General features: G+C 58.2%; 26 protein-coding genes, 2 tRNA genes and 1 pseudogene. 9 read left to right on the top strand and 20 right to left on the bottom strand.

Features of this window, described 5'->3' with window-relative positions; translation table 11 throughout:
- Positions 1-323 precede the first annotated feature (323 nt).
- From ACT5M9_RS18530 to bufA1, 5 genes are all read right to left on the bottom strand, one after another.
- Complete coding sequence (locus ACT5M9_RS18530; RefSeq protein WP_457979796.1) at positions 324-788, bottom strand: GNAT family N-acetyltransferase; 465 nt, start codon at positions 786-788, stop codon at positions 324-326.
- A gap of 93 nt (positions 789-881) precedes the next feature.
- Positions 882-1,337 carry a DoxX family protein gene (locus ACT5M9_RS18525; protein WP_457979798.1) on the bottom strand — a complete coding sequence of 152 codons (456 nt, stop codon included), beginning with the start codon at positions 1,335-1,337 and terminating at the stop codon, positions 882-884.
- Complete coding sequence (locus tag ACT5M9_RS18520; RefSeq protein ID WP_457980610.1) at positions 1,330-2,085, bottom strand: HvfC/BufC family peptide modification chaperone; 756 nt, start codon at positions 2,083-2,085, stop codon at positions 1,330-1,332. The genes ACT5M9_RS18525 and ACT5M9_RS18520 overlap by 8 nt, the downstream gene beginning before the upstream one ends.
- 37 nt (positions 2,086-2,122) lie before the next feature.
- A complete protein-coding gene (gene bufB, locus ACT5M9_RS18515) occupies positions 2,123-2,974 on the bottom strand; it encodes an MNIO family bufferin maturase (protein ID WP_457979799.1) in 852 nt (283 codons plus the stop codon).
- Between the two features lie 66 nt (positions 2,975-3,040).
- A complete protein-coding gene (gene bufA1 / locus ACT5M9_RS18510; protein ID WP_457979801.1) occupies positions 3,041-3,304 on the bottom strand; it encodes a BufA1 family periplasmic bufferin-type metallophore in 264 nt (87 codons plus the stop codon).
- Positions 3,305-3,920: 616 nt separating this feature from the next.
- On the opposite strand from bufA1, the gene ACT5M9_RS18505 reads away from it, so the two are divergent.
- Entirely contained in the window at positions 3,921-4,598 is a 678-nt protein-coding gene (locus ACT5M9_RS18505) for a Crp/Fnr family transcriptional regulator (protein WP_457979803.1), read from the top strand.
- A gap of 97 nt (positions 4,599-4,695) precedes the next feature.
- Here ACT5M9_RS18505 and tsgA read toward each other — a convergent pair whose 3' ends face one another.
- From tsgA to ACT5M9_RS18490, 3 genes are all read right to left on the bottom strand, one after another.
- Positions 4,696-5,859: an MFS transporter TsgA gene (tsgA, locus tag ACT5M9_RS18500; RefSeq protein ID WP_457979805.1), complete on the bottom strand. Its 1,164-nt coding sequence runs from the start codon at positions 5,857-5,859 to the stop codon at positions 4,696-4,698.
- 55 nt (positions 5,860-5,914) lie between these two features.
- Positions 5,915-6,616 carry a purine-nucleoside phosphorylase gene (gene deoD / locus ACT5M9_RS18495; protein WP_266140926.1) on the bottom strand — a complete coding sequence of 234 codons (702 nt, stop codon included), beginning with the start codon at positions 6,614-6,616 and terminating at the stop codon, positions 5,915-5,917.
- A 292-nt stretch (positions 6,617-6,908) separates the two neighbouring features.
- Entirely contained in the window at positions 6,909-7,289 is a 381-nt protein-coding gene (locus ACT5M9_RS18490) for a hypothetical protein (RefSeq protein WP_457979807.1), read from the bottom strand.
- Between the two features lie 604 nt (positions 7,290-7,893).
- Here ACT5M9_RS18490 and ACT5M9_RS18485 point away from each other — a divergent pair.
- Genes ACT5M9_RS18485 through ACT5M9_RS18470 form a run of 4 tightly spaced genes read left to right on the top strand, consistent with a single transcriptional unit; the run spans position 7,894 to position 11,046 of the window.
- Positions 7,894-9,048: an SIR2 family protein gene (locus tag ACT5M9_RS18485; RefSeq protein ID WP_457979809.1), complete on the top strand. Its 1,155-nt coding sequence runs from the start codon at positions 7,894-7,896 to the stop codon at positions 9,046-9,048.
- Positions 9,041-10,483 carry an ATP-binding protein gene (locus tag ACT5M9_RS18480; RefSeq protein WP_457979811.1) on the top strand — a complete coding sequence of 481 codons (1,443 nt, stop codon included), beginning with the start codon at positions 9,041-9,043 and terminating at the stop codon, positions 10,481-10,483. Before ACT5M9_RS18485 ends, ACT5M9_RS18480 begins: the two co-directional genes overlap by 8 nt.
- Positions 10,473-10,835 (top strand): ATP-binding protein, encoded by a 363-nt coding sequence (locus ACT5M9_RS18475; protein ID WP_457979813.1) that lies wholly within the window; start codon positions 10,473-10,475, stop codon positions 10,833-10,835. The genes ACT5M9_RS18480 and ACT5M9_RS18475 overlap by 11 nt, the downstream gene beginning before the upstream one ends.
- A 1-nt stretch (position 10,836) precedes the next feature.
- The gene (locus ACT5M9_RS18470; protein ID WP_021463385.1) at positions 10,837-11,046 is read left to right on the top strand and encodes a KTSC domain-containing protein; all 210 of its coding nucleotides are present in this window, start codon (positions 10,837-10,839) and stop codon (positions 11,044-11,046) included.
- A gap of 95 nt (positions 11,047-11,141) precedes the next feature.
- Here ACT5M9_RS18470 and ACT5M9_RS18465 read toward each other — a convergent pair.
- Together ACT5M9_RS18465 and ACT5M9_RS18460 are read right to left on the bottom strand one after the other, a co-directional pair.
- A pseudogene (locus ACT5M9_RS18465) lies at positions 11,142-11,303 on the bottom strand (threonine synthase); the annotation flags it as partial.
- An 11-nt stretch (positions 11,304-11,314) separates the two neighbouring features.
- Entirely contained in the window at positions 11,315-12,931 is a 1,617-nt protein-coding gene (locus ACT5M9_RS18460; RefSeq protein WP_457979815.1) for an ATP-binding cassette domain-containing protein, read from the bottom strand.
- 427 nt (positions 12,932-13,358) lie between these two features.
- Between ACT5M9_RS18460 and ACT5M9_RS18455 the strand changes: the two genes are divergently transcribed.
- Complete coding sequence (locus ACT5M9_RS18455; protein WP_457979817.1) at positions 13,359-14,273, top strand: DKNYY domain-containing protein; 915 nt, start codon at positions 13,359-13,361, stop codon at positions 14,271-14,273.
- Between the two features lie 224 nt (positions 14,274-14,497).
- Here the strand turns inward: ACT5M9_RS18455 and ACT5M9_RS18450 are convergent, their stop codons facing one another.
- The 5 genes from ACT5M9_RS18450 to ACT5M9_RS18430 form a co-directional block, all read right to left on the bottom strand.
- Complete coding sequence (locus tag ACT5M9_RS18450; protein WP_457979819.1) at positions 14,498-14,917, bottom strand: YybH family protein; 420 nt, start codon at positions 14,915-14,917, stop codon at positions 14,498-14,500.
- A gap of 98 nt (positions 14,918-15,015) precedes the next feature.
- On the bottom strand, positions 15,016-16,290 hold the full coding sequence (gene thrC / locus ACT5M9_RS18445; protein ID WP_457979821.1) for a threonine synthase: 1,275 nt from the start codon (positions 16,288-16,290) through the stop codon (positions 15,016-15,018).
- Positions 16,287-17,267 carry a homoserine kinase gene (gene thrB, locus ACT5M9_RS18440; RefSeq protein WP_457979823.1) on the bottom strand — a complete coding sequence of 327 codons (981 nt, stop codon included), beginning with the start codon at positions 17,265-17,267 and terminating at the stop codon, positions 16,287-16,289. Before thrB ends, thrC begins: the two co-directional genes overlap by 4 nt.
- Before the next feature lie 2 nt (positions 17,268-17,269).
- A complete protein-coding gene (gene thrA, locus ACT5M9_RS18435) occupies positions 17,270-19,729 on the bottom strand; it encodes a bifunctional aspartate kinase/homoserine dehydrogenase I (protein WP_457979825.1) in 2,460 nt (819 codons plus the stop codon).
- A gap of 270 nt (positions 19,730-19,999) precedes the next feature.
- The gene (locus tag ACT5M9_RS18430) at positions 20,000-20,692 is read right to left on the bottom strand and encodes a tRNA/rRNA methyltransferase (protein ID WP_457979827.1); all 693 of its coding nucleotides are present in this window, start codon (positions 20,690-20,692) and stop codon (positions 20,000-20,002) included.
- A 194-nt stretch (positions 20,693-20,886) separates the two neighbouring features.
- On the opposite strand from ACT5M9_RS18430, the gene aceK reads away from it, so the two are divergent.
- Entirely contained in the window at positions 20,887-22,614 is a 1,728-nt protein-coding gene (gene aceK / locus ACT5M9_RS18425) for a bifunctional isocitrate dehydrogenase kinase/phosphatase (protein WP_457979829.1), read from the top strand.
- A gap of 123 nt (positions 22,615-22,737) precedes the next feature.
- On the opposite strand, the gene ACT5M9_RS18420 is transcribed toward aceK, so the two are convergent.
- Positions 22,738-23,127: an META domain-containing protein gene (locus ACT5M9_RS18420; protein ID WP_438550058.1), complete on the bottom strand. Its 390-nt coding sequence runs from the start codon at positions 23,125-23,127 to the stop codon at positions 22,738-22,740.
- A gap of 168 nt (positions 23,128-23,295) precedes the next feature.
- Between ACT5M9_RS18420 and ACT5M9_RS18415 the strand changes: the two genes are divergently transcribed.
- A complete protein-coding gene (locus ACT5M9_RS18415; RefSeq protein WP_457979831.1) occupies positions 23,296-23,772 on the top strand; it encodes a hypothetical protein in 477 nt (158 codons plus the stop codon).
- A 4-nt stretch (positions 23,773-23,776) separates the two neighbouring features.
- Here ACT5M9_RS18415 and ACT5M9_RS18410 read toward each other — a convergent pair whose 3' ends face one another.
- Positions 23,777-24,256, bottom strand: coding sequence for a putative 4-hydroxy-4-methyl-2-oxoglutarate aldolase (locus ACT5M9_RS18410; RefSeq protein WP_457980612.1), 480 nt, complete (start codon positions 24,254-24,256; stop codon positions 23,777-23,779).
- A 69-nt stretch (positions 24,257-24,325) separates the two neighbouring features.
- Complete coding sequence (locus ACT5M9_RS18405; RefSeq protein WP_457979833.1) at positions 24,326-24,742, bottom strand: DUF3293 domain-containing protein; 417 nt, start codon at positions 24,740-24,742, stop codon at positions 24,326-24,328.
- A gap of 377 nt (positions 24,743-25,119) precedes the next feature.
- Here ACT5M9_RS18405 and arcA point away from each other — a divergent pair, with 377 nt between their 5' ends.
- Positions 25,120-25,839 (top strand): two-component system response regulator ArcA, encoded by a 720-nt coding sequence (arcA, locus tag ACT5M9_RS18400; RefSeq protein WP_349921525.1) that lies wholly within the window; start codon positions 25,120-25,122, stop codon positions 25,837-25,839.
- Positions 25,840-26,011: 172 nt separating this feature from the next.
- Here arcA and ACT5M9_RS18395 read toward each other — a convergent pair.
- Positions 26,012-26,086: transfer RNA gene (locus ACT5M9_RS18395), tRNA-Gly, on the bottom strand.
- 102 nt (positions 26,087-26,188) lie between these two features.
- Positions 26,189-26,262: transfer RNA gene (locus ACT5M9_RS18390), tRNA-Gly, on the bottom strand.
- Positions 26,263-26,441 lie beyond the last annotated feature (179 nt).

Raw genomic sequence — 26,441 nt, 5'->3', positions numbered from 1 at the left:
ACCCGTATGAATGGAGCCATGTCGCCCCTTGTTCCTATCACGCCTGCACAGCCACTGAGCACCCTCAAGGCAGCCTGTTATCGACAGAGCCGAACCCGAAGGGAGTACGCCTGTTGAGGTCCGATGAGCAGACATCAACTTGCCCCAGATACCTCTCATTTACCGGGGGCGCGCAGTGTATAGAAAAGCAGCAAGGGTGCCAAGGGCAGACAGTACGTCAAACACACAGTTTCGGATCATCGGTGTCAGCGGTTTAGCTCGGCGGGCGCCATTCCAGATTGGCCGCCTTACCCAGAAGGCCTATACGCTCAATGTCGGCGGTATCAGTCGGCGGGGCACAACTCCAGATAAGCGGGGTTGGCCACAAAGCCCATGCGCTCATACAGGGGGCGCCCCTCCTCGCTGGCATGGAGCCACAGCTTGCCGAGTTGCAGCTCCCTGGCGCAGCTGGCCATGGCATCGAGCAGGGCGCTCGCCATGCCCAGATTTCGCCAGTCCGGGCGGGTATACATGTTGAGCAGATAGGCCTCCCGCCCGCTCAGATTGCCGGGATAGGGCGGGCGCACAAAGAATGCCAGGGTCCCGCAGGCCACCGGCTGCCCGTCCACCTCCACCAGCCAGGAGCGACCACTGCCCTCTTGCATCGACTGCGTGAAATAGGCCTGAGTCGCCTGCCAGAGCGCAGGATCGGCCTCGGGGGTGGCAAGCGCTCCCAACTCGCAAAACAGCTGCAAACGCAGCGCCACCAGGGCGGGGATATCGGCCAGCCCGGCCTCCCGTACTCTCATCTCTCTCCCTGAACCCATGAAAGTCCTCCTCTTTGGTCCGCCGTCACCGGGGGATGAAAAAGGGGCCAAAGGCCCCTTCGCTGCTCACGCAGGCTAACCCTGCCGGCGCCCCCTTTCAAGGCGCCAGCGGTCCAGCGCCAGGGGCCCGCCCCCCCAGACCACCAGGGTCAGCAGCATCCATCCCCACAGCTGGTGATCGTAAAAGCCCCCCGCCCACAGGGTGGGGTAGGAGACGACCGCCATGATGTTGAAGCCAAACAGCAAGAGGGCGACCGGACGGGTAAAGAGGCCGGCCACCAGCAAGAGCGGCAACAGCAGCTCGGTGGCCGTGCCCACATAGGCTGCCCACTGCCAGGGCAGCAGGGGTACCCGGTACTCGAACTCGAACAGGTAGAGGGTGGAGTCCCAGGCGCTCAGCTTGAGCCAACCGGAGCGCAGGAAGACGAAGGCGACCCAGAGCCGGGCCAGCAACAAGACGGCGCCGACCAGCCAAGGCTGGGCGCGCTCGGCCCACAGGCAGAGGGGCCTTGATGAGATATGTTCAGTCATGGGCAAGCTCCAGATCGACCAGCAGATCGAGGGTAACCAGGGTGGGCAGGTGTTCGGCCAGGGCGGGATCCTGACCAAGCAAGGTGGCCAGCGGCTGCCCCTGGCGACAGCCTTGCAACAGTTGCCAGGCAGGCAAGACGAGGGAGACGGGTTCGACCCTGTGATCCGGCCGCTTCTTGAGCGCCAGCCAGCAAGGGGCGTCCAGATCGCTGACTTCGGGGCCGCCGTGCAGGGCCATCCGCCAGAGCGCCAGCACCGGATAGGGGCTCTCGAACGGCAATATGTCGCCCGCCGCTTGCAGCACCAGCTGCCCCCAGCGCGCCGGGGGGATGGCTGCCAGACGCTCCGCCGGCCAGCGGCGCGTCTCCAGCGGCAGCAGGGCGGCCCTATCCAGCGCCCACTCGAAGCGGGCCAGATCCCCCAGCCAGGGCAGAGCCGCCGTGGTGGGCAGAGCCGCCAGCCAGTCACCAAACCCCTCGCCATAGTGCATGACAGAGCCTTCTCTCAGCGGCTCGGCCAGCACGAAGCCGCGGGCCGCGGCGGCGAAGAACGCTTCCCCCACCATGGCCTCGACGGCGGGATAGGTGCTGACCAGCACCTCGCTCAGGCCCAACACGAAGTTGTTGCGATAGACCTGCAAGAGGGCTTCGGCAGGCAGGGTCGAGGGGGCGATCAGCCCCAGGGCCGCATCGTCGTCGCCGAGCAACCCCGCGGCAAACCCCTGCTGTACGCGCCGCAACGGCGCCAGATCGACGGGGTGCGATGGGCAGAACAAGGGGGCCAGCTCAGGCATGAAAGGCCTCCCCGGCCACGGGGGCCATGGATTGGGCGGCGCTGATGATGTCGCTCGCCAGCTGCGCCTCCCCCAGGAGTACCGGCAGCGGCGGTATCTCCAGATCCCATTCGATCAGGGTGGGGATGGCGCGCCGAATGCAGATCCGGCGATAGAGTTCCCACACGGGCTGCGCCACCGGGGCGCTGTGGGTATCGATATAGAGGTGCCCCTCGGGCAGGGATTTGTCGGTGTAACCGGCGAGGTGAATTTCCCCCACCCGGTCAAGATCGATGGCCGAGAGATAGTCGGCGCAGTCGAAGCCGTGGTTGAAGCCGCTGACATGAAGGTTGTTGAGATCGAGCAAGATGCCGCAACCGCTGCGCCGGACGAGTTCGGCCAGAAACGCCCATTCGCTCATCTCGCCGGGCAGTTGCAGATAGGAAGAGGGATTCTCGATAAGCAGCTGACACCCCAGGGTCTGCTGCACCTCGTCAATCTTGTCGCTCATCCGGGCCAGGGCCGCCTGGGTGTAGGGCACCGGCAGCAGATCGTTGAAATAGCGCCCGCCGATGCTGCCCCAGCTCAGGTGCTCGGAGACCCGCACCGGCCGGATATCCCGCACCAGGGCTTCGAGCTGACGCAGATGGACCGGGTCCAGGGGATCGGCGGAGCCCAGCGACATGCCCACCCCGTGCAGGCTGATGGGGTAGTGGCCGGCAAGCTCGGCCAGTACCTCAAAGCCCAGGCCATGGCGCTCGAAGTAGTTCTCGCTGTGCACCTCCAGCCAACCCAAGGCTGGGCGGGTCTGGCGAAAGTCATCATAGTGAGGGGGGCGTAATCCGATACCGATCAAAGGGTTCATGGCGGGGCTCGCTGTCATCGAGGGAAAACCATGATGTGGCCCAGTCGCCACATCATGGTGTGTCGCTTACTTGGGTTGCAGGGAACCGCCAGCCAGCTTCTCGCACAGCCCCTTGGGCACCACCACGAAAGCATCCCCCTGGGCATCCATCTTGGCGGTGCCGGCGCAGGAGGCCGTCTTGGTGGCGCAGTCGTTCTTGCCCGCCTTCACCACCCCGTAGCACTTCTCTTTCTCCTCGGCGGCCATGGCCGGGGCGGCGACCATCTGGGCCCCCAGGGCAAGCAGACCGGTCATGGCGCAGGTGAGGGCTGTGCTTTTCTTCACGTTCATTGGGATCTTCCTTATTGTTGAGCCGGATGGCTGATATCTGCGGTGTGAATGTGTTGTCGGGCTTGCGCACCGGCTACCCCCTATAGAACCGGCGCCGGGCAGAAAAGATTTCATCAAAAGGCGATATTGGGAGAAATAGATGGAGGGAATTCAGGTAACAAGCTGTTTTATATATGGAAAATAAATGCAGATAAAAAGACGGGTGCCTGCCCCTCTGCCCGGCAGCGGCGACCACGGTACGGGAATAGATGCCCTATCCCGTCAAACCGCATCAAACACGGCCTGCAGTCAAAAACCTATCACATGTGCTGCCGCCACCTTCCAGGCCGTGAGAGTCACTGATGGGACTCGATAAAAAGAGAAAGGGGCCAGAGGCCCCCTTCCACCAGCCATGCCCGGTACTCAGGCCGTCTTGACGCATTTCTAAGTTGTTCTTGGCCATGCCTGCCACAAATAGAGGGCAATATCATGCTGTTTGCCCATCTGCCGCTATGCGATGACACACAAGGCAAGGTTCGTTTGTGTCCCTGGCAAGGCGCCAGGCTACCAGGGGCTGGAGTATCCGGGTGCGAACGTGTGTAATAGCCGTTTGTGTTTGGCGACGACCCGGAACCCCATGCAACTCAAACCCCTTCTCAAGGGGCGCTTTCAGCCCCACTGGCAAGCCGGCCACGATCTCATCGAACAGGTGGTCAGCTCCTGCATCACGGAGCGGCGTCTCATCCCCGAGGGGGAGCCCCTGATGCGCCAGGGCGAACCGCTGCGGGATCTGGTGCTGGTCAAGAGCGGCCGCATCGCCATGGGCCACACCGCCATGAATGGTCGCCGCTTTCAGCTCGGCACCCTGGAGTGCGACAACCAGCTCTTTGGCGAGATGGAGTTCTTCACCGGCTACCGCTGCCAGCTCGATATCATCGCCGAGGAGCTGCTGGAAGTGGCCCGCATCGACGGCGAGCAGCTGGAGCAGGCGCTGGTCGCCCACCCCAGGGTGGCGCTCTTCTTTGCCACCGCCATTGCCATCGACTATCAGGACACGGTGGATATCTTCACCTGCCGCATGCTCTACCCCATCAGCTACAACATCGCCCTCGACCTCTATCACAGCCACTGCCACGACAATCCGGTGAGCGGCTTTCGCAAGGGGTATCAGGAGGCGGAACGCTTTGGCACCACGGACCGGGTCTACCGGAGGGCGGTGAAAGAGCTGATGGATAAAGGACTGGTAGAGCGCGGCGAAGAGGGGTTGCAGATCCGCGATCTGGCGGGGCTCAAGGCCTTTCTGGAGCAGCCATAAGCCACGGGTATCAGTCGCCGACTGAGCAGCAACAAGCGGAACAGCAACAAAAAAGAGGGGCGGTTTATACCGCCCCTCTTGCTGTTTACTCTCCCGCTCAGGCGAGACAAGGCTGCGGCCGGGCCATGCGCAGCGAGGCCACCAGCATGGCGAGGATCACGCCGTAGATAAGCGGGATGGCGTACATCACCGCCTGCAGGCCGATCACCTGCTCGAACATGGCGCTGATGGCCGGGCTGAACATGGCCCCCGCACTGCCGCTGATGAGGATATAGGAGACGTTCTTGCTCGATGCCTGCCGCACAAACGACACCCCGTAGGCGATAAAGGCGTTGTAGAGCGCGGCGCAGACAAAGCCGTAACCGTAGGTGAGGTAAGGCAGCTGGCTCAGGCTGTCAGTGGTGACGATGAGCGCCGTCATCCCCATCGCCAGGGTGATGATCACCAAGAGGAAGGTGCGGATCGCAATGCGGGTCACGATGGCGGTCGAGACCAGCGCACCGAGCAGGGCCGCCGTCCAGTACTGGGTGATGATGTTGCCCGCCTCCTCGAAGGGGATGCCGAACTTGTTCTTCACGAACATGGGCGCCCAGGTGAGGAAGGTGTAGAGCGCCAGCATGCCGAGAAAGAGCCCCAGCCCGCCGCTGATGATGCCGAGATTCCACTCCGAGTGCTCGTTGCCGGCGCTCTCGCCGCCCGCCTCGCAGCTACGGAAGTTGGTCAACACCGCCACCAGCATGGTCGCCAGCGCCACCACACCCACCGCCAGATAGCTCCAGCTCCACGCCATGGCGTGAGTCAGGGTGTAGGTAGTGACAAGCGGGAAGACCACCCCGGCCACGTTGAAAGTGGCATCCTGCACCACCAGCATGGTGCTCTGCATCCGCGCCTGCCAGACACTCACCACCAGGGTCCCCGCAATGCAGAGCCCCACCCCGCCGCACAGGCCGATCACCGTCATGGCCGCCATCACCACATAGAGCGAACCGGTCAGATGGAGCGAAGCCGCCGCCAGCGCGATCAGGCCGTAGCAAAGCAGCGTCATCCGCTTGAGGCCCACCTTCTCGATGAGGAAGAAGGCGGCAATGGTGCCCGCCAGCGCCCCGCCGTTGAGCAGGGAGAAGATGGAGGCTACCTGATTGACGTCGGCGCCGAACTTGGCGGCGATGGGGTCGATCAGCATGCCGAACTGGGTCGCAAAACCGGCCATCACGAAGTTGGCCAGGAAGCTGATGGCAGTGAGGGAGAGCTTATTGTTCATATTGGATCTCTCATAAGGGTCAGGGTGCGTGCAGGGTTGGGCGGGGCTGCGGCGCTTACAGCGCGGTGTGCAATGCCAGCTCGATCATCTGGTTGAAGGAGAGCTGCCGCTCCTCGGCCGTGGTCTCTTCACCGGTCAGGCAGTGGTCGGAGACGGTCAGGATGGCGAGCGCCTCGATCCCCTGCTGATGGGCCAACCCGTAGAGACCGGCCACCTCCATGTCGATGCCGAGCACGCCGAACTTCTCCAGCGCCGGAATGAGGTTGTCGTCCGGATCGTAATAGAGGTCGCCGGTGAAGATATTGCCCACCTTGACCGGAATGGCCTTCTCCTGCGCCAGCGTAAATGCCTTGTGCAGCAGGGCGAAGTCGGCCGAGGTGGCCATCTGGTAACCGGCGCTGCGCTTGGCGTTGGTGGGGGAGTCGGTGCCCGCCGCCTGCGCCAGAATGACATCGCGCATCTGCACGTGGCGCTGGGTCGCCCCCAGACTGCCGATGCGGATGATCCGCTTGACCCCGAAGTCGTTCACCAGCTCGTGGGCGTAGAGCACCATGGAGGGGATCCCCATGCCGTGACCCATCACCGAGATACGCTGGCCATTGTAGTAGCCGGTGTAGCCCAGCATATTGCGCACATTGGTCACCTCGCGCGCATCGGTCAGAAAGGTCTCGGCGATATAGCGGGCCCGCAGCGGGTCCCCCGGCATGATGACGGTCTCGGCGAAATCGCCCGGGTTGGCATTGATATGAGCGGTCATTGTTGTTGTGCTCCAGTTTGACTCGTGTGGATGAGGGCATCCTAGCCCCCACCCCCTCGCCCCTTGCAGGACAAAAGTCCTGTTGCGCCGATCGAGATCCCAGTTCCGGCAACTTCTCCGAGGCTGCCCCTGCTTGCCCCCCTTCGCCACCGCTCAGCTGCCCCCGCACACCCCAACCCAGCCCTGCCCCTGCGGCAAGCGCCCCGTCACCCGTTCAGCGATAACGCCCCTGCGCCCAAAAAGCGCGGGGGGCCATCAGGCCCCCCGCAAACACACCAGATAAGAAAACCGCTTACTTGGCGGCGCTATCCTTCACGCACTTCTGGACAAAGCTGTTCTTGGCCGCGCCAGCCAGCTTCTTGTCGGCCGCCGCCTTCTCGCACTTGGCCGCCGGATCCATCGCCGCGCCCGTCTTCACGCACTTCTGGATAAAACTGTTCTTGGCCGCGCCGGCCAGCTTCTTGTCGACCGCCGCCTTCTCGCACTCACCGCTCGCAGCGCCGGCGGCATCTTTCACACACTTGCCGACAAAGCTGGTCTTGGCGGCGCCCGCCAGTTTTTTGGCCGCGGCCTGCGCCTCGCACTGCAACTGGGCAGCGTCGTTGGCAAAGACCGGATTGGCCAGCAGCACGCTGCCGCAGAGCAGGCCGAACAGGATGGCAATACGCTTCATATGACGTTCCTTATTGTGATGTGTTGGCATGGTGACCTGTTTGCATGATGATCTGATTGCAAGTAACTGTTATGACAACAGCTGATTGTTGCCGCAGATCCCCCGCCTTGCCAGCCAGGGACACGGAGCACAGGGCACCATAGCCGCACTATAGCGCCGATTGGCTAAGCGGGATTCTCCCCGGCCAGCTCCGCCTCAACAGCAGGTCAGCCACTCTTGTCCCCGCCACGCCCGCCGCCCCCAATAAAATCAAGGGCCATGGGAATCCTTGTCCTACCTCTACCATTTTTTGAACCAGCGCAAAAAATCAATCGTTACTGACCATTACGTCACTTTTTGACTGGTTTGCAGGCACCAATACAACCTATGATGGTCATTCGGTACCTATTTAACTATCTCGGAACCGCTTTAGTTGATTAGGGATGTTAGTGGTTGCTATTTCTTAACAATATTAATCTCAAGTAAAATATTTTTTTGGAAAAATGAATATGGAAATTCAAAAAATAAACATTCAGGGATTTAATTTAAAAACGCCCCCCCTTTCTTCCATCAAAATAATAGTAGGGCAATAATGATATCATCAATACACAATCCCGATACATATATGTTCGACTTTCGTCAGTTAGTAACTAATGGAAGAAAGAAAATAGGTATTCTTATTGGTGCCGGTGCGCCTGTCAGCATTAATATCTCGACAAATGGAAGCTATATCCCCTTAATACCAAATATAGAGGGCCTTACGATGCATGTAAAAAGCGCCCTTTCATCGCAACAACTTTCCATTTTTGAAAAAATTGAATCTGGGGAAGAGAAAAAAGATCTTGAAAAGATACTTTCTGATGTAAGAACTTTGGCTGATATAATCGGAGAACATCAAGTCCATGGGAGTAATGCTTTAGGATTTAGAGACTTGGAAACCTCAATTTGCAAGAAAATAAAAGAAGTTGTCAGTAAACCTCTCCCTGACGGTCAAAATCCTTATAGCGAGCTAATATCATGGATAAATGGAATTAATCGAATTCATGGTGTAGAAATTTTCACAACAAATTATGACTTATTATGTGAGGATGCATTAGAGCGGTCTCAAACTCCATTTTTTGATGGCTTTACTGGTTCTAGATACGCCTTCTTTGATCCTGCAAGCATTTCCAAAAATGATCTCCCCCCCAGATGGGTTAGATTATGGAAGTTACACGGGTCTATTGGCTGGACGATGCTTTCTAATGGTCAGGTCACAAGAGTTCCTGAATGTGAAATATCAAACATGGTGTACCCGTCTCATATAAAATACTCTCAAACTCAAGCGGCACCATTCTCTGCTCTATTCGAGCGATTAAAGAATTTTATAATGGAACCAGATTCATTGCTTATTACCACAGGATTTTCATTCTCAGATGCACATATCTCATCAAAAATAAGTGAATGTCTATCCGCAAATCCAACAAGCGCGGTAATTGCTTTTCAGTATAAAAATATTTCTGAAGAAAGTTATGCTGTTGATTTAGCCCAGAGAACACCAAACCTCAGTGTGTATTGTAGAGATGGGGCAATAATAAATACGATCAATGCAGTTTGGAAAACAGGGGAACTACCTAGTAAAAATTGGAATTTAGTTAGAAAAGAATATTTGGATGAAAAAGGTCAGTTTATTCTGGGCGACTTCAAGGCACTAGCAAGATTCTTAGCTGTTGCAGGAGGGGATGTTTCATCACTCCCTACAGCCTACGAACCGAACAATGGAGTCAGTAGTAATGAATAGTGGAATGCAAAATTCAACATCCATAGGTGTGATCATATCAATATCTAGCTCATCAATTACAGTTCAACTTCTTCGAAAAGTTAACTCTGGATTATTAATGTTCGAAGGTAGAACACATAAAGTAGGTCAGGTAGGAAGTTTTGTAAGAATACCTCAAGGTTATAATGATTTATATGGTGTAGTTGCATCAAGCAATGAGAGCTCAAATGTCGACATAGAAGAAAATATATCATCAGAACATAGAGTGATCATTGTAGAGTTAGTTGGCGAAAGTTCATGTGGATTTTTTGATAGAGGAATTAGTCAATATCCCTCTGTTGGTGATGAAGCTCACATGGTTTTAGACTCTGACTTAAAAGTGGTTTATGGTTCAAAAAGTAAAAACCTTATTACTGTAGGAAAACTTTCTAGCTCAGAAAGCATTGAAGTTAATTTGGACATAGACAAACTGATAACCCGACATTCTGCCGTAGTTGGCTCTACTGGGTCAGGTAAATCAACAAGTGTAGCTGGATTATTACGTTCAGTTTGCACCTTTAATAACAGCAGTGAAAACTCATCAAGGATATTACTCGTAGATATTCACGGGGAATATTCTGCAGCATTAAGTGACTTAGCTAAAGTATTTTCTGTTGACCCTTTAAAGAATGAAGGAAAGTTAAATATCCCATACTGGGCTCTACCTATAGATAAGCTTATTGAATTCTTATGTGGTAGCATTAATGAATTAAGCAAAAATGCTATGATTGATTTCATAACTGATGAAAAAAAGAAATCGATTAAATCAAACGATATAGATTATATAAATGAGAACAAAGTAACCTCTTTCACCCCATTGCCCTTTAGTCTAAAAAATGTTTGGTATAAATTTATTTTTGATGACACCGCTACCTACTTAGAAAAAGAATACCTCAACCCAGCATATCAAGATAATATAACAGGTGATGCAGAATCATTAACCCCACCAAAATTTAAACCACCAGGATCTGGATCTGCGTCTCCATTCAAAAAAGGAAACCATATTTTAACCAAGCAACTAAACCTAATGAAGGCTCGCTTGCTAGATAATCAATACTCTTTTTTCTTATCTCCAGAAGACTACACTCCAGATTCTAGCGGTAAAGTCAAAAAAGATTTAGATTCTATTCTAAACGAATGGTTAAACCATGACAAACCAATCTCTATATTAGATTTGTCTGGCATGCCATCCAACCAACTTGATATGCTTTTAAGCTCTATCATGAGCATCATTTTTGAAACATCACTATGGGGCAGGAATCTATCATCAGGCCTGAAAAATAATCCTGTTCTATTTGTATTAGAGGAGGCTCACAGATATCTTTCAAATAATGAAGGTGGATTAACAAAAGATCTAGTTCAAAGAATCGCTAAAGAAGGAAGGAAGGAAGTTTGGATTAGGCCTAATGATCATTAGTCAAAGACCTTCTGAAATAGATGACACAATTCTCTCCCAATGTGGAACATTGTTAGCCTTGCGACTAACAAATGCAAGCGACCGCTCAAAAGTAAAAGCTGCGATGTCTGATGGTTTAAGTTCATTAGTTGATTCAATTCCTATTCTAAGGACTGGAGAAGCAATCATTATTGGAGAGGCAGCTAAATTACCATCAAGATGTAAGTTCAAATTACCTCCAGATGGATTCTATCCTGATAGTCAAGATCCCAACGTAACTGAATGCTGGATGAAGACTAGAGACACTAATAAAGACTACAGCGATTTAGTAAAAGCATGGCGTTTAAACAAACCACTAAAGGAGAAGGAATAGAATGGAAAGAACACCGGTTAGTTCATCAAATGTAGCATCCGTTGGATATGATCATACATCGCTAACACTGGAAATAGAATTTCATAATGGAGGTATTTACCAATATTATGATGTTCCTGAAGACATGTATTCCGCATTAATGAATGCAGGTTCTATAGGTTCTTTTTTTAGCTACAACATCAGAAATCACTATCCAACACAAAGGATATAATTTAAAAACAAACTTTATAGTTTGGATATCAATTTATAAAAAAGTCCCCCGTCACCGGGGGACTTTTATTTCTATCGATTACCTCGACACGGCAGTTAACCCACCAAGAACGCTCTTAACCAGGCAAACTCCACTGGCAGGTTATGAGAGAGCAGCGGTAATTAGGCATGCTTGGCGGTATGGGCAGTGCAGAGGAACAGCCCCACTTCGTCCTCGGCCAACTGTTTGCCCAGCAGACCCCAGGCAATGGCGCCATTGCGGATCATATCTAGTCCTGTTGCAAAAAGGATCGAGCACCCCACCCATTAATCTCCTCCCCCTCCAACCAATACTCCCTTTCAACCCCCACCCCAGCCACAAATTCGGGATCGTGGGAGACCAGCAGCAGGGTACCCGGGTAGTCGGCCAGCACCTGAATAAGCAACTGGCGCGAGGGGTGATCCAGATGGTTGTCCGGCTCATCCAGCAGCAACAGGGCAGGCAGTTGCGCCAGCACCATCAAGAGGCCCAGCTTTAACCGCTCGCCACCGCTCAGCCCATGGCTGGGCGCCAGGGCGCGATCGCCGCGCAATCCTATGCCCGCCAGCCGGGTTCTTGCCTCGCTCTCGGAGAGTGTCGGTGCAACTGCCAGCAGGTTGGCGAGCGGACTGAGGTCTCGCGCAATCAGGCTGAGCCCCTGATCAAGACAGGCCAGACGGCCATTGATGCGAAAGCTGCCCGCATCGGGCACCAGCTCACCGCGCAGCATCTGCAGCAGGCTCGACTTGCCGCTGCCGTTGCAACCGGCCAAGAGACAGCGGGCCCCCCGTTGCAGCACCAGATCTACCTGCTGACCATGCCAGCGCCTGTGGCGCGCCGCCGTGATCACCAGCGGCTGGGCTGCCCCCTTGCGATCGCTTTCCGCCGGCCATTGCATGACAAGCGGCTGCACCGCCGCCAGCGCGACCGCCGCCTCGGCGCGAGCCTCCACCTGGGCACTGTGGCCCCGCTGGTGGCGATCCAGCACCTTGCCAAGGGATTTGCCCGCCTGTTCCGCTTTGAAGTCGAGCAGGATCTTGGCCTGGGAGCCGCGCTCGCGTCGCCCCTGACTGGCCCGTCTGGCCGCCTGTTCGCGCACCTTTTGCACGCTGCGTGCCGCCGCCTTTTCACGGCGCTCCGCCTGCGCCAGCCGGGCGCTGCGGGCAGCTTGGAGCTCGTCCTGCTGCGCCAAAAATGCCTCAAACGAGAGGCTGGCACTCTGCAGCCCCTGCTCACCCAGCTCCAGTATCTGGCTCCCCTGATTGAGCAGGCGCCGGTCGTGGCTTACCAGCAGATAGCCACCACTGTGGCTGGCCAATCGCTGGCTCAGCCACGCGATGCCACTGGCATCCAGGTGGTTGTCCGGCTCATCGAGCAGCAGAAAGTGAGCAGGCCAGGCAAACAGCGCCAGCAGGCGCAAACGGGTGAGCTGGCCGCCGCTCAGGGTGCTGACCGGGGCATGGGCATCGAGTCTGAGGCCCGCCTCTGCCAGCAGGTCGGCAAGGTCGCGGCGCAGGTTCCAGCGATCAGCCAGCCGCTCGAAATCGTCCAGGGCGCAGCTCCCCTGCTCGATGCGCTCAAGGGCCCGCAGCGGCTCGCCCCAGCCGATAAGGTCGGCCACGCAGGCTGCGCCGTCATGAGTCTGAGCGGGCGCAAACTGGGACAACCAGCTGATGGGGGTCAGCCACTCAATCTTGCCAGAAGCCGCGCGGCGCTGGCCCGCCAGCAATTCCAGCAGCAGGCTCTTGCCGATGCCGTTGCGGCCGATCAGGGTGCAGCCCGCAGCGGGCAAAGTGAAGGTAAGGGGCACAGTACAGGCGCCGAAGGGCAGCTGCAAGGCGTTGATATGACATGCGATATGGGTCATCTGAACTCCTGTGGGCCAGTGCGGGAGCCGCAGGCCAAGAGCCAAGCCAAATGACAGGGACGTGCGTCCACGGATACGAAGCAATGAGGAATCAACATCAACCTGTCACGGTAAAGACGCACCCGGCCTCGCAAAACGAGGGCAAAGACGATAAGGGGTGCGGACAGGTTAAATGCGCATCGGAGGAAATACTCGGGTATCAAGGAAGCCCAAAGGCTAACCCGACGACACGAAGCGGTCAACTGAACATGCTGACACCCATCACAGTGCAAGCTTGATGAGCTGCCCTACCGGCGTTTTATGCTTGCCATATGGAAACCACTCTACGTATGATTCCAAACGGCACCACTTATGGGGCGTTCTATTTCTCGAAACCCAGGCTGCCATTTTGAATCATCACCCACCTCTCAACGGACAGTGAGCCCCTATGAACCTTCGTTACTGCGCCCTGCTGGCATGTTGCCTGCCACTTGTGACCCATGCAGAAATTGCTCCCCCCTATCAACTGGAAGCCGGGAAGGTGGTCTTCAAACCCTATGGCAACCAGCCGGGGACACCACTTGCGGGTGCGCAGGCGGAAGACTTCGAGGTCACATATCGCAACGATGATTTCAGCATTGCCCTCTCACAAGGGCGCTATTTCTGTAACGAACACCCCTTGCCCGACAGCTTCGATATCAGCACTGCCAAGGCGCTCGGCAGTTTCCTGCTGAGCGGGCAGCAGGCCTATGCCTACTGTGAACAAGTCAAGACGCCGGTCAATATCGCCTCTTTCAAATTGCTCGATCACCCTTTCGCCAGCGACGATCGCCATGTCTTTCTCGTCACAGGTGAAGTGCTCGACGGCGCCGACCCCAAGCACCTGAAGACGGCCCATGGCCAGGCTGCCGACCAGCGTCACTACTACTATGTGGCCGACCAGACCAAGGTCATCCCTCACAAAGGAAAAGTGGCGTTGTACGACGTCTGCCAAGGGTGGGCCAACATCGATGGCACCCTCTATTTCGAGGGTGAACCCCAACAAGAGGTGGATGCCACCAGCTTCCACTGCCTGAACTTCTCTTCGGCCGTGACCAAGGACGGCTTCTATAGCGGCAACCAGCGGATCGCCCCTCTGCCAAAAGGGGTCGACAGCGCCCTTATCAAACCGCTGCAGGAGAACTTCGTCACCGACGGCACACGCGTGTGGTATGTGAACGTCCAGCCGACTGAACTGGAAGGGGTCAACCTGGCCGCAGCCAAGGTGGAATACGACCAGCTCAGCGATGGGGTGCACAACTGGGATTGCAGTGTTCACGACGACCAGGGCAACCCCAGCTGTAAAAAAACGGCCGTAGAGTAGCCCGTTTGCCCCCTGAGTCGCATACGCCAGCCTCTCTTCTTGGCAGGCAGATAACACTCGTGACGGGCCAGCGATAGAGAGGAGATCAGTGCAAAAGCGCTGGTCACTCCTTTCTGACGGATCCCGCCTTGGGTTCATAAAAATAATCCCCCGATATCGGGGGATTTTTGTTTCCTGCTCACCCTCTCGCTCAGACAATCAGACTAGCTGCGACGTGAACGCAGTCATCTGGCGGTGACCAACGCCGGTTCGCCATCCAGCAGCGCAGTGCCGTAGGAGTTGTCTATGGTGCAGCGCCACTGCCCATCGGACTCTTTACGAAACACATAGGTAGCGCGCCGCGTCTCGTCGATATGGCCTCCTTTGCCATCCGGGTAATTCAGCCGGGTTTCCATAATCACCAGCGCATTGTCGGCGCCTTCTATCACCTCCATGGCTCCCTGGGTTACCTCGAGCTGGTCTTGAAAATAATCCGAGATGGCGGTGAAGGCGCGGCGGATGGCGGGGATGCCGCGCACCACCATGCCGGGTTTGACCACCAGGGCGGCATCCTCGGCGTAGAAGGCCATCAGGGCGTCGAAGTCGCGCCGGGAGATGGCGGCGTCACAGGTCTCGATAAGCGCGCGTAGCGGATGCTGGCTCATGCTGAACTCCTTAATCCAATCCGTGAATCCAATGCGGATTTCCCCACCGGAGGCTGGAAACAAACATCCCCCGAGGCCGGGGGATGTTTGATAAGTGCTTAACCGAGCAGGAAGGCCCGTAGCGGTGCGAACTCCGCCGGCAGGTTGTGGGAGAGCAGCGGCAGGGCTGCGTGCTTGGCGAGCGGACCTGGCAGCGGTACGTCCAGCCCCAGGATCTCGTCCACCGACTCCTTGAACTTGGCCGGATGAGCGGTGCAGAGGAACACCCCCACTTCGTCCTCAGCCAGCTGTTCGCCCAGCAGATCCCAGGCAATGGCGCCGTGGGGTTCGCACAGGTAATCCAGCTCATGCAGGCGCTTGAGTGCATCGCGAGTCTGGGCATCGCTGCGCATGCCAGAACCCAGGGTCTCCAGCGCCCAGCCGTTGCGACGGCACAGCTCCTCTACCCTAGGCCAGTTGTTGGGGCGGCTCACATCCATGGCATTCGACAGAGTGGCCACTGTCTGGTGCGGCTCCCACTGACCGGTTTTCAGGTAGCGCGGCACGGTGTCGTTGGCGTTGGTGGCGGCGATAAAGCGCTTCACCGGCAGCCCCAGCGCCTTGGCGATAAGGCCCGCGGTGAGGTTGCCAAAGTTGCCGGACGGCACGCTGATGACCGCCTTGGCACGATCGGCTTTCGGCAGCTGGGCCACGGCTTCGAAGTAGTAGCAAACCTGGGCCAGCAAGCGGCTGATGTTGATGGAGTTGGCGGAGTTCAGGCCGATCGCCTTTTTCAGCTCCTCGTCATCGAAGGATTGCTTCACCAGCGCCTGGCAGGCATCGAAGTCGCCATCGATGGCGATGGTGCGGATGTTGCCACCTAAGGTGCAGAACAGCGCCTCCTGCAAGGGGCTGATCTTGCCCTTGGGGTAGAGGATCACCACCTCGATCCCCTCCAGCCCGTAGAAGGCGTGGGCCACGGCGGCGCCGGTGTCGCCGGAGGTGGCGGTGAGGATAGTGATCTTGTCGTTGGTTCTAAAGGCCGCGAGGCACTGGGCCATAAAGCGGCCGCCGAAGTCCTTGAACGCCAGGGTCGGGCCGTGGAACAGTTCGAGGGCATAGGTGCCATCTTTCAATTTGACTAGCGGCGCCGGGAAGGTGAAGGCTGCCTTCACCAGCTCGTGCACCTGAGGCGCGGCCACTTCGTCCCCCAGCAGGTGGCTGAGGATGCGGGCGGAACGCTCCACCAGCGGCAGCTCCAGCAGGGCATCCACATCGGCCAACGGCTCGAGCTGCTCGGGGAAGAACAGACCCTGTTCGCGGCCCAAACCCTGACGCACCGCCTGGGCGAAGCTCACCTGTTCACTCTTGTCCTTGATATTGTAAAGATTCATAGCTCGCTTCCTGTTACCCGTGCCCCGGCCATGTCGAGTTTGCAAACCCGGGCAAATCCATCTTCGTTCTGCACGAAATGTGCGTCCATCCAATCTTTCATGCGCTCGGCCTGGGCCAGATCCTTCATCACCACGAACACGCTGGGGCCGGAGCCCGAGATGCCGGTGGCCAGCGCCCCGTTCTGGGCGGCTTGGGCCCGCACCTCGGCAAAGCCTTCAATGAGCGCCGCGCGGTAGGGCTCGGCGATCACGTCTTTCAATACGCTCGCCGCCAGCCCCTCCTGCCCGGTGTAGCTGGCGTGCACGAAGGCGGCCAGCCGGCGGCCATAGGTGAGGCAATCCTGGCGGCGATACTGGGCCGGCAGAATGGCGCGGGCGGCAGCGGTGGAGACCACTGTGCCCGGGTAGCAGACCACCCAGTACCACTGCTCAAACACCGGAATGCCCTGGCTGATGACGCCGTGCTCTTCCAGCACCAGCTGCATGCCGCCCAGATAGCAGGGGGCGACGTTGTCGTAGTGGACGGAGCCGGAGATCTTGCCTTCCATCTCCCCCATCAGCAGCAGCAGATCGTGCTCGTTCAATGGCTCTCCGTGGAAGGCGTTGAGCCCCTCCAGCGCCGCTACCACGCTGCAGGCGCTGGAACCCAGGCCCGATCCCACCGGCAGGTTCTTCTCCAGCACCATCTCCAGCGGCCGCATTGTCTTGCCAATCTTGGCGAGCGCCTCGCCGTAGCCCACCCAGCAGTCATAGAGGATGTTCTTCTTGGGGTCATCCGGCAGCTTGTGAGCATAGCGGCCCACGGAAGAGAGCGCGAAGGGTACATCCGCCGCTTTGACCTGGACACGATCCCCGAGCAGGGAGCCATCCACGGGGGCGAGCGCCGCCCCCAGTACATCGAATCCCACGCTCAGGTTGGCGCTGGAGGCAGGGGCATAGGCCACCACGCTGCCGCTCTGGTACATGTCTGAACTCATGCTTACAACTCCTGCTTCCAGTTCTGGGTGCGCAGCACGTCGGCAAAGACGCCCGCGGCGGTCACTTCGGTACCGGCGCCATAGCCGCGCAGCACCAGCGGGATCGGCTGGTAGTAGGTAGAGAAGAAGGCGAGCGCGTTCTCCCCGTCTTTGACCTTGAACAGCGGCTCGTCGGCGCCGACCGCCTTGATGGCGACCTTGCACTTGCCCCCCTCGATGGAGCCCACGTAGCGCAGCACCTTGCCCTCGCTCTGGGCCAGCACGAACTGGTCGCGGAACCAGCCATCGGCCTCCGGCAGACGGACCATAAAGGCCTCCACGTCGCCGCTCACATCAAAGCCCGGCGGCAGCGCCTGCTCGACTTCCACGTCGGACAGCTCCAGCGCCATGCCAGCCTCGCGCGCCAGGATCAGCAGCTTGCGGGCCACGTCCATGCCGTTGAGATCGTCGCGGGGATCCGGCTCGGTGAAGCCGTTGCCACGGGCGATGCCGGTGGCCTCGGAGAAGGCCATGCCCTCGTCCAGCTTGCCGAAGATGAAGGAGAGGGAACCCGACAGGACGCCGTCGAAGGCACGCAGCTTGTCACCGGCCTTGATGAGGTTTTGCAGGTTCTCGATGACCGGCAGGCCGGCGCCGACGTTGGTCTCGTACAGGAACTTGCGGCGGGTCTGACGGGCGGTGCGGCGCAGCGCCTTGTAGTAATCCAGGGACCCTGTGTTCGCCTTCTTGTTCGGGGTCACCACGTGGAAACCGGCGGCCAGGAAGTCCGCATACTGGACGGCGACCGCTTCGCTGGAGGTGCAATCGACGATCACCGGGTTGATGAGGTGGCTCTCTTCCACCACTTTTTTCACCGCCTCCAGGCTGAAGCTGTCACGGGCCTCCACCAGTTGCTCACGCCAGTTGGCGAGGTTCAGGCCATCCTTGTTGACCGCCATCTGGCGGCTGTTGGCGATGCCGACCACCCGCAGGCCTGTGCCCTGCTCGGCCAAGACCGGTTGCTGGCGGGCAATCTGATCCACCAGGGCCGCGCCGACGCCGCCGACACCGACCACGAACAGGTCGATGAACTGCTGGCTGCCGAAGAAGTTCTGGTGGCAGGCCTTGATGGCTTCGGCGACCTTGCGATCCCGCACCACGGCGGAGATGGAGCGCTCGCTCGACCCCTGCGCGATGGCGACGATGTTGATGGAGGCCTGGGCCAAGGAGGTGAAGAAGCGCGCCGCCATCCCCTTGCTCGTGCGCATGCCGTCGCCGATGAGGGAGATGATGGCGAGATCTGTCATGATCTCGAGCGGATCCAGCAGCTGGTTCTTGAATTCCAGCTCGAACTCGCGCTCCAGCACCTTGCGGGTCTTGTCGCTGTCATAGCTGTGGATACAGAAGCTGACGCTGTACTCGGAGGATGACTGGGTGATGAGGACGATACTGACCCCGGCGCGGGAGACGGCGGAGAAGATCCGGCCCGCCATGCCCACCATGCCCTTCATGCCGGGGCCAGAGACGTTGAACATGCACATGCCGGAGAGATCCGAGATGGCTTTCACTTTGAGGTCATCATCCCCCTGCTCGACACCGATAAGCGTCCCCGGCCCTTGCGGGTTGAAGCTGTTCTTGATGAGGCAGGGAATGTGGAACTGGGCCACGGGGGCGATGGTTTTCGGATGCAGCACCTTGGCGCCGAAGTAGGAGAGTTCCATCGCCTCCTTGTAGGAGAGGGTCTTGAGCAGGTAAGCATCCGGCACCAGGCGTGGATCGCAGTTGTAGCAACCCTCCACGTCGGTCCAGATCTCGCAACACTCGGCGTCCACACAGGCGGCCAGCACGGCGGCGGAATAATCGGAGCCGTTGCGGCCCAGCAGCACGGTTTCGCCCTTGTCGCTGCCACCGGTGAAGCCCGGCATCAGGTAGAGACAATCTGAACGCAGTCCCTTGGTGGCGAAGCGCAGGCGGGAGGCCTCGATGTCGACGTGAGCCTCCAGATAGCCGCCGTCGGTGACCAGCAGTTGCTCCGGCACGATGAGATCCAGTTCGAGGCCACGCACCCGCAGCAGCTCGTGCATGAAGGTGATGGAGAGGTTCTCGCCGCGGCTCAGGATGCGGGCCTGCACGTTGTCCGGGCAGAGCCCCAGCAGCCGGATGCCCTGCATCAGCCGCTCCACCTGATCCAGTTCGCTGGTCAGGCGCGCCAGCAATCCCTTGTCATCCAGGGCCGGATAGGCGGCCTTGAGCCCCGCCAGCAGGCGGGAGAAGATGCCATTCACTTCAAACAGGGTGGCACTGGCATCCATGCCGCGACTGGTTTGCTCCACCAGGGCTACCAGGTGGTTGGTCACCTTGGCCGGTGCCGACAGCACCAGGGCAACCTGGGATTGGCCGTGGGTATTCACCGCGATATCGGCTACCCGTAAGAAACGCTCTGCATCGGCCAGTGACGACCCACCAAACTTCAACACTCTCATCGCTTTCTCTCCCTGTGATCCTTAAAAATCTGCCCGACTATGGTTCTGAAAATCATCCAACAAAAAGGCCCGTACTGGGTGGGTACGGGCCTTTTCTGATTTCTGTGCTTGTTCGTCAGCGCATCAACCGGCCCCAGTGCCACCTGTGGTGGTACCGGTAATAATGGTGGTGGTGATGACGTTGATGAATGACTGCATGACGAACACTCTTGAACGAAGCTGGCTTTTAGCAATACCGCGCCGGGCGCAGGGCTGTCAACCTAAACCGCTTTACTCCTTGCGTTCAAATCGACGAACCAGGTCTTTACAGAGCAGATGCAGCATATTCAGATCCCGCTGCGGCAGCATGGGTACTCGGTCCATCACCCATTGATGCAGTTTTTCATCCTGTGAAACTCCGAGTTCACCGAGAATTTCTGCTGTTTTGGTTTTCAGCACCCGGACCTGCCCGGCGTTATCAAAATTTTCTGCTACGGCTTCGGGCTCGTCCAGCAGCGGACTCATCTCGTAGGCATACAGCATGATCGCCTGACCCAGGTTCAGAGACGGGTAGCTCACCTTGAGGGGCAGATAGCTGATGAGATCGACCTGGGCTAGCTGCTCGTTGGAGAGCCCGGACTCCTCACAGCCGAACACGATGGCGACCTTGTTCAATGAGGGCTTGGCACGGATCTGATCCCGGATCTCGGCCGGCGTGAGGTAGTGCTGATACCGGCCACGCTGACGGGCTGTGGTGGCGACTACCAGATCCATATCCGCCAGCGCCTCCTCCAGGGTGTCGAAGGCCTCGGCCTCGGTCAAAATCTCCTGCGCACCATGGGCAACCCAGCTCGCCTCTTCCTCCTCGTGCACCCGGCTTGCCACCAGGCGCATGGCATCGAAGCCCATGGTCTTCATGGCGCGGGCGGCGGCCCCCACGTTCGCGGCGCGGGCCGGAGCCACCAGTACAAAATAGAGTTTCATCGGGTTTTCTCCTGGAGGGGCCGCGGTCGAGAAGGGCGGTGGACCATCGGCAAAACAGGGGCGCAATCTACCGTTTATCCTCGAAAAATGCCACTTGAACGGATGTTTGAATGTTGCCATAGTGGCCCGATATGTGAACAAACTGCAGACAAACGCAGACGTCATCGGACTGACAGATCACAAGGAAGGTAGAGATGCAGCAGCCATTGGAACAGGCGGTCGCCGAGACGATCTTGCAGCGCTTCGAGTCATTTTACAGCCGCTTTCTCGAGATCACCCAGGGCAGCAAGAGCCGCTTCGAGAACAGCGACTGGCTGGGGGTGCAGCTCGCCGGGCGCGAGCGCATCCGCCTCTACGATCACCACGTGGGCGCCACCACGGCCCAGATCAAGCAGATGATGGGGGAGCAGTTGCCAAGCCAGTCCCTGCTCAAGCAGGTGAAGGGGGCCTTCAGCGATCTGCTGCCCACATGCGAGAACTTCGAGGTGGCGGAGTCCTTCTTCAACTCCGTCTATCGCCGCATCTTCCGCCATCGCAACATCCGCGACGAGAACCTCTACATCCACCCCTTCGTGAGCCGGGGGGAGCACCCGGATCTCGGTGCCCTGCTGCGGGTCTATCGCACGGATCTGACTCGTCTGCCCCAGACCCTGAGCAAGCTGCTGGGGGATTACAGCTTCACCCTGCCCTACGAGGACAAACAGCGGGATATTGTTGACATCCACCGCCATCTTGCGGAGAACGGCCCGAGTATCTTGCACGATGAGCCCTTCGCCATCGAGCTGTTGAAGGAGGTCTTCTACCGCAACAAGGGGGCCTATCTGGTGGGGCTGATCCGGGTAAGGGACGAGGTGCACCCCTTCATACTGCCCTTGCTCAGCACAGGCCAGCATATCTATGTGGACACCGTCATCTTCGAGCCCGAGCTCGCCTCCATCGTGTTCGGCTTCGCCCGCGCCTACTTCATGGTCTATGCCCCGGTGCCGGCCCTCTATGTGCTGTTCCTGCGCCAGATCATGCCCCGCAAGCCCGATTACGAGATCTACAACGCCATCGGTTGCCAGAAGCACGGCAAGACGGAGCTCTATCGCCACTACCAGCAGCACCTGGCGGCGAGTCGGGAGCAGTTCATCATCGCCCCCGGCATCAAGGGCATGGTGATGAGCGTGTTCACCCTCCCCTCCTACGACGTGGTGTTCAAGGTGATCAAAGACGAGTTCACGCCCCCGAAGGACGTGAGTCACGAGCAGGTGAAGGCGAAATACCGGCTGGTCAAACAACACGACAGGGTGGGCCGCATGGCCGACACCCAGGAGTTCACCAACTTTGAGTTCCCCCTGGACCGCATCTCCCCCGAGCTGCTGGCGGAGCTCAAGACGGTGGCCCCCTCGGCGCTGACCATCACGGCCGACAAGCTGGTGATCAAGCACCTCTACACGGAGCGCAAGATGATCCCGCTCAACCTCTATCTGGACAGGGCCGACGAGCAGCAAACCCGGCTCGCCCTGGAAGAGTACGGCAATGCCATCAAGCAGCTGGCGGCGGCGAACATCTTCCCCGGCGACATGCTGTTCAAGAACTTCGGCGTCACCCGTCACGGCCGGGTGGTGTTCTACGACTACGACGAGATCTGCTACATGACGGAGTGCAACTTCCGCCAGATCCCGCCCCCCCGCTACCCGGAAGACGAGTGGAGCGCCGAGCCCTGGTATTCGGTGGCACCGAACGACATCTTCCCCGAGGAGTTCGCCACCTTCCTGCTGCAAAAGCCCCAGGTGCGGGAGATCATGATGCAGCTGCACAAGGAACTGTTCGACGCCAACTACTGGAAGCGGCTGCAGAGCAACATCAAGGAGGGGGTGTTCGAGGACGTCTATCCCTACCGGCGCAAGAAGCGCTTTCGCTTCCAGCGGGGGGGATGAGGAGGCCCAGCAGGGCGCTTCACGACACAAGTCTTCCTACAACAAGAAGGGACGCCGCGGCGTCCCTTCTTGTTGTGCACGACATGGCGGTCTGGTTGCGACAGCCACTGACGGTACCCGGGCTTATTTCATCGCATCGAAGGTGAGCAGGGGCGCCTTGCTGGCATCCTGCAATACCAGCTGCTGGCCCTTGATCTCGAAGCCGGCGACCTTCTCCAGGGCCTGCAGGTAGCTGTTCTCCTTGCCGGCCAGATCCCCCATGCACATCATGCGGGTCGCCCCCATGGGGCCCAGGGCCAGGACGCCGTCGCCCTGCTGGGTGATGGCACCAAAGTAACGGTTGCAGCCGCCCTTGCCCGCCACCTTGTCCCCGGTCAGTTGCAGAGTGAAGGTATCGCCGCTCGCCCCTTGCAGTTGCCAGGTCGATGCCTGCAGTGCAGCCAGATTGGAACCCGTTGCCATGGCGCAGCCTCCCAGAGCCAATGCGGCCAGCAGGGTCAGTTTCTTGTTCATGAGTTCGCCTCTTGATGAAGAAAATTAATGAAGACTCAGAGTGACCGGGCCTGTGTAGCATGAGTCGAGTGCCAATTTAAACTCTTTTATTGTGACGAATGTTGCCTTTACAGCCAGAAGCTATGTGCCATGCTTGTAGTCCTGTTCGGACCCAGGGAGGGGAAACGAATGGTCAAGTCTCTCGTCATCGCACTCGCATCCGTATTCGCGCTTTCGGCCCAGGCAGCCGACTGGAGTTTTCTCCAGAACGATACCGACAGCCAACTCTACGTGAAAAGCTATTCCGGCGTACTGCTCGGCTCTCAGACCCACCCCAGCGACAGCTTCGATATCTGGCTCATCAACACCGGCTATCAGTATCCGGTCGAAGAGGATATCAGCCTCTACATGGAGGCCGGCCCCGCCCTCGGCACCCGCGGTGATCAGGCTGGCTTCAACATCAGCTCAGGGGTGCGCTACCAGCTCTCCCCGTCTCTCAATATCGGCAGCCAGGTCAAACAGCTGGAGACGAGCAAGCCCAGTACCCTGGTGGAGCTCAACAGCAGCCTGCTGCTAACACCCCAGCTGGCACTCACGGCCAACTACGGCGTCAGCCCCTTCAGCACCGAGCAGTTCCTCGTGCTGGGGCTGGGTCTGCACTTCTAAGCCGTCAGATCAGCCGGCTGGCGCTCACCAGCACGCCGTTGAGATCGGCATAGACATAATCCCCGGGCGCTATAGTCACGCCCGCGAAGGAGACGGTGGCATCGAGCTCTCCCAGACCGCGTTTCTCCGTCTTCACCGGGCAGGCCGCCAGCGCCTTGACCCCGAGAGCCAGGGTCGCCAGGGTGCCCACATCCCGCACGGCGCCATAGATGAGGATCCCCTCCCACCCCTGCTCCGCCGCCTTGATGGCCAGCTGATCCCCGAGCAGGGCACGGCGCAATGAGCCGCCGCCGTCGATCACCATTACCTTGCCGTGACCCGGGCGATTCACCAATTCGCGCACCAGGCTGTTATCCTCGAAACAGGAGAGGGTGACCGCCTCCCCATGAAACAGCGCCTTGCCGCCATAGTCGCGAAACAGCGGCTCGGCCACCTGCACGCTATCGGGGTGTTCATCACAGAGATCGGGCAGCAGATCCAGCATCATCGTCATCCTTCCATGGGTGAGTGAATATAGGTGGGTAGATAGGTGAGTGCGTCGCTCATTCTTTCATCATGCCGGGCCCCTGACAATCCAGTGAGCGGCCAGGCTACCCAGATGGCAGGGCTCCCCTTTGAGCAGAACAGGCTCCAGCCAGAGTTCCCCCTCCTCGACCCGGTAGATGGCATTCTGGCCGAAGGCGGCCGCCAGCCGGACGGCCTCGGCGCGAGGGGCAAGCAGCAGCAAGGATTCCTCCTGCCAGCCCTCGTCAGGGGCACTACCCCATACCGGGCCCATGGCCTGCATGGCGTCAGCACACTGGATGAGACGCCACAAGGCGCGCTGGCGGCGGGCATTGCGGCGGCTTCCCACCGCCTGGCTCCCCGGGTTCCAGGCCGTCACAATGGCATAGCCGGACCAGTCCGGCGGGGCGAAAGGGGCAATAAAGCACACTTTTCTGTAGTTTTCCCACAAACGCATGTCAATCACATGTTACATCCCATTACATTTCATAGGGGCGAAAAAGCGAGCCAGCCCAAGTATCATGCAGATAACTCAGGGTTTGACTTATATCAAACCAGAGTTAAAAAGTTGCTATCTGACGGCAAAGAGTGTTGTTATGCGCCTGTTAACTGATAAAATGCAGCAACTTTTGTAATGGACGACCTTTCAGGGCCCCGCTCAATCAGGCTTGTTGAGACCCAGTCTGTGGCACATGGATGTTTGCCGGCATCACTACCAAATTCGCGATGATTCGACCCGATGTTCATACCCAGGATGACGTAATAAATTTTCAGGGCCGGTCGGATAACGCCAAAGAGTGTTAAAATTTCGAAAATTAACTGATAAGAATCTGGGAATACTCAATGCAAACACCACACATACTGATCGTCGAAGACGAACTGGTCACCCGCAACACCCTGAAGAGCATTTTCGAGGCAGAGGGTTACATAGTGCTCGAAGCCAACAATGGCGACGAGATGCATCAGGCCCTGACCGCCCACACCATCAATCTGGTGATCATGGACATCAACCTGCCGGGCAAGAACGGCCTGCTGCTGGCGCGCGAGCTGCGCGAAGATGACAACATCGCCCTGATGTTCCTGACCGGTCGTGACAACGAAGTGGACAAGATCCTCGGCCTGGAGATCGGTGCCGATGACTACATCACCAAGCCCTTCAACCCCCGCGAGCTGACCATCCGTGCCCGCAACCTGCTGAGCCGCACCATGAACGTGGCCGCCGGTGGCGAAGAGAAGAAGCTGGTCGAGCGTTACCTGTTCAACGGCTGGGCCCTGGACATCAACAGCCGCGCCCTGGTCAGTCCGGCTGGCGACATGTTCAAGCTACCGCGTTCCGAGTTCCGCGCCATGCTGCATTTCTGCGAAAACCCGGGTCAGATCCAGACCCGTGCCGAGCTGCTCAAGAAGATGACAGGCCGTGAGCTCAAGCCCCACGACCGCACCGTGGATGTCACCATCCGCCGCATTCGCAAGCACTTCGAGAGCGTGGGCGACACCCCGGAGATCATCGCCACCATCCATGGCGAAGGCTACCGCTTCTGCGGCGAGCTGGAGCAGGAATAATCCCTGTTCGTCAGATCCCTGTGTGGTAAGAAGAGGCGCCGATGGCGCCTCTTCTGTTTCCGGCGAGCCGTCGATGGCTGCCTTGCACAGAGCCGCGGCAGAGAATGCCTGTCAGGCAAGGAGGCGGAAAACAAAAAGCCCACTCGCAGGAGTGGGCTTTTTGCATGGAAGCTGGAGCGGGCAGCGGGAATCGAACCCGCATCATCAGCTTGGAAGGCTGAGGTAATAGCCATTATACGATGCCCGCAAAGCATCAAAACTAGCAATCAGTACCGGATATGGGATCAACGTCAGGATGGCGTGCTAGGCAGAGGCGGGAACGAGACGGCGCTCTATCGGGACTTGAAATTGGAGCGGGTGATGGGAATCGAACCCACGTATGCAGCTTGGGAAGCTACCGTTCTACCATTGAACTACACCCGCGTCAGTGGCCTCTACTATATGCATTTTGCCGACGAGCGCAATCACCACCCTGGTGTTTTTTGCAGTAAATCAAGCTGTTCGGCCAACTAATGAGCATGCAGTCTATTTTTCAGGCAAACGACCCAAGACTCCCGCATCTGTAAGGTTGCCAAGCCCTGGGGGCGACGATAGTCTTGCGC

This window comes from Aeromonas sp. AE23HZ002T15, assembly GCF_054165525.2.
The sequence above is the reverse complement of the archived record's forward strand: the minus strand, read 5'-3'. Positions and strand labels throughout refer to the sequence as shown.